Here is a 2,912-nt window from a genome sequence, read left to right as displayed (position 1 = left end):
TCACCGCCCTTCGAGTGGGCCGCGAATCGGCCAAGTCGCGGTGTCGTCACGGCAGAGTTAGTTCAAAAGAGCGGGGTTTCGAGGTGCCCTATCGAGAATCAACCAGGAAGCTGGAAACCTGCGTGATTCCTAAAATACTCGCGAATTCTCTGCTTGGACGCTTCGCTATAGGTATAGCAACTACTGCGAAATGGTACAGGCCAGCTCATAATTGTATCGCACCACCAGCCATTATAATTTACAACTCCATCGTCGTGTATAGCACCCATTAGGTGCCCCAACTCATGGGCCCCAACGTTATAATCGTCATTGCTGGCGATAGCGAAGTCCTGCCCAAATTTCGCTATACCAAGAGTTGTCGAATCTAAACTGTATTCGGTAAACAGAAGAAATTTATTTGTGATGCCACTCCCAAATATGGAATTTTTATTCCGATATTCCACAACCCTTTCTCCAAAATTTTTGAGCGCAGCCTCTCTGCCACCCTCAAGATTTCTATAGGCCATATTATTGATCCCATCCTCATTGAATATAAAGCGAACTCGCACTCGCACACCAGGAAGAATGTCCTTTGCCATGTGATCACTCCACCACGCAAAATAACCAGCGTGGATTGAGCCGAAATCAGTTGCGCCGGTATCCTGATGTACAAAAACATGAACAGCGATAATCTCATTTGAGGTAGGCGAATCGCTTGCCATACGCTTTTTGCGCTTAGAGACTGCGGCCTGGGACCCGGCAATTGGCGAATCGACAAGAATATCGCTTCCACTTTTAGCATAATTCAATGGATTGATTTTGCGGATTTTTTCTGGGATACGAGTCCTTTCGGGGCTATCCTTCACGAACTCCCGAAGCATCCTTTGTTCGGAGCCGTTGACAATCCATGAGATACTTAATCGATCATCCCATCGCACCAGCATCGCTGGCTGACCGTTAACAGTCCCTTTATAGGTATCAAATGATTTCTTGAATCTCCCGTCATCCATTTCCGCAAGAGTATCGCTCTTGGAATTTACTTTTATTTCGATATCAACTTTTCCGGAAGTGTCAAGCAGATGAACCGTACCATGACTTCCAGCGATAGCATCGAATCCATTGACAAGTCGATTTGCCTCGATCGCCTCAATTGAATCCAACTTAGGCGCGTTGAATTCTTGAGCAACCCCGGATACATTACGCCCAGCAGTAGCGTCATTGTAATGTTGTGCCGAGACATCAACGGACAGAGTCGCAACAAGCAGTGCGATTACGGGGATTTTACTGTTTTTGCGTTTTGTCATATTTTATATAATCCATGAAATTAAAATGCCGAAATATATCGCGAAATATAAAATCTCCGCAGATGGAGCTAGCGCATCAAAAACAAGCACATTACCGCCGCGCTCTTTGTAACCTGCGTAATTCGCCTTTCAGCCTTCAAAAAGCTCGGACGATGAGATTATGCGGCTATGCACAACCTCCCCTTTCTTGCAATGAATAACGATCTCCATCTGCCGGCAAGGTAGTTGGCAATGGCTTTCAAATTGAAGCAAGCCAAATATTATATTAATATAAATGTAATGTAAACGTAATGTTATCGTCGCCGGACAAAGCGTCCGACGACGGGGTACAATCCTCTCAACTAGAAGTCGGCCCTGAAGGCTTTGTTCAGCAGGGCCCTTGCGCGGCAGCCGAGGAGCAGGTAGAAAGAACGCATTGACCTATCCGGCTGGCGCTTTCATACCTTACAAAGCGAAACTCAAGACGGGTGAGCCGCGCAAGCGGGCGAAGCCGAACTACGCGGTAACCAACGCGCACGAATACAACGAGAGCCTGAAGCGGCGCGGGCAACTCAGCCTGTACTGTCCCAACGGCAATCTGAAGGCGCTGTTCATCAACGATGCGCCTTACGTAAAGGGCGTGTCGGGGCAGGCGCAGACATACAGCGATGCGTACCTCGAACTGATTTTCATGTTCTACCGCCTGTTCAACTGGGGCATGCGGCAGATCACCGGCCACATGCAAGAATTCTGGGCGCTACGCGGACTAGGGTCTGTTTACATTCGATGAAATGTGTTTACATCTTGTCTTTTGCGCGAGCAGGTCAAGATGATTCGAACGTTACTGAGCGACGAGGTATGGGCACGAATCGAATCTGCACTACCGGGCAAGGACGGCGATCCGGGGCGAACGGCGGCCGACAATCGTTGGTTTGTCGAAGCGGTTCTCTGGATCGGCCGAACGGGCTGCCCGTGGCGCGATTTGCCCAAGGAATTCGGAAGATGGCATACGGTGTACATGCGCTTCTCTCGGTGGCGTCGCAAAGGTGTGTGGGAACGAGTCGCGCATGCGGTGTCCGACGAGACCGAGATCAAACGCGTGCTGATCGACTCGACCATCGTGCGGGCCCACCAGCATTCGGCCGGCGCGCGAAAAAAGCGGCCCGCAAGCGCTCGGGCGTTCGCGTGGTGGACTGACGACCAAGCTGCATCCGGCTGTCGATGAAGCTGGGCGACCTCTGCGAATGATCGCCACCGAAGGACAGGTCTCGGACATTTCCTGTGCGCACGAATTGGTCGAACATCTGCGCACGGGTGCCGTGATCGCCGACAAAGTCTATGACTCGGATGCCTTCGTGAACACCATCCGCACTGCGCGTGCGAAGGCCGTTATTCCGCCGCGCTCGAATCGAAAGACCAGGCGTCGCTACAGCCGCGTGCTGTACCGAACTCGGAACATCGTCGAACGCTTTTTCAATCGCATCAAACATTTTCGTCGCGTCTCCACTCGTTACGACAAGCTCGCCGGCAACTATCTCGCCTTCGCGGCGCCTGCTTGCGAGCAATCGTCAAGTCTGGTGTACGCGGGTCGGGCGGCATGATCAGGCGGCCAGCGCTTGAGGAGCCGGTGTGCTTTCAGTCACCGGGATT

The 2,912-nt window shown here is 51.5% G+C and carries 3 protein-coding genes; 2 read left to right on the top strand and 1 reads right to left on the bottom strand.

Annotated features, from left to right (window positions below; translation table 11 throughout):
• Positions 1-98: 98 nt before the first annotated feature.
• Positions 99-1,283: a hypothetical protein gene (locus ACPUER_RS36240; RefSeq protein ID WP_425133510.1), complete on the bottom strand. Its 1,185-nt coding sequence runs from the start codon at positions 1,281-1,283 to the stop codon at positions 99-101.
• Between the two features lie 415 nt (positions 1,284-1,698).
• Here ACPUER_RS36240 and ACPUER_RS36235 point away from each other — a divergent pair, with 415 nt between their 5' ends.
• Both ACPUER_RS36235 and ACPUER_RS36230 read left to right on the top strand, forming a co-directional pair.
• Positions 1,699-2,052 (top strand): hypothetical protein, encoded by a 354-nt coding sequence (locus ACPUER_RS36235; RefSeq protein WP_425133509.1) that lies wholly within the window; start codon positions 1,699-1,701, stop codon positions 2,050-2,052.
• Between the two features lie 39 nt (positions 2,053-2,091).
• Positions 2,092-2,863 (top strand): IS5 family transposase gene (locus ACPUER_RS36230; protein ID WP_425133508.1). Its coding sequence is split into 2 segments (ribosomal slippage): positions 2,092-2,423 and positions 2,422-2,863, totalling 774 coding nucleotides; the frame shifts between segments, so codons are not numbered across the junction.
• The last annotated feature ends 49 nt before the right edge of the window (positions 2,864-2,912 follow it).

The organism is Burkholderia sp. DN3021 (genome assembly GCF_049805555.1).
In the GTDB taxonomy this organism is placed as follows: domain Bacteria; phylum Pseudomonadota; class Gammaproteobacteria; order Burkholderiales; family Burkholderiaceae; genus Burkholderia; species Burkholderia pyrrocinia_C.
The sequence above is the reverse complement of the archived record's forward strand: the minus strand, read 5'-3'. Positions and strand labels throughout refer to the sequence as shown.

Bases quoted from the DNA above. Each gene is read 5' to 3' on its own strand.
- ACPUER_RS36240 (WP_425133510.1), bottom strand. From the start codon at position 1,283: ATGACAAAACGCAAAAACAGTAAAATCCCCGTAATCGCACTGCTTGTT.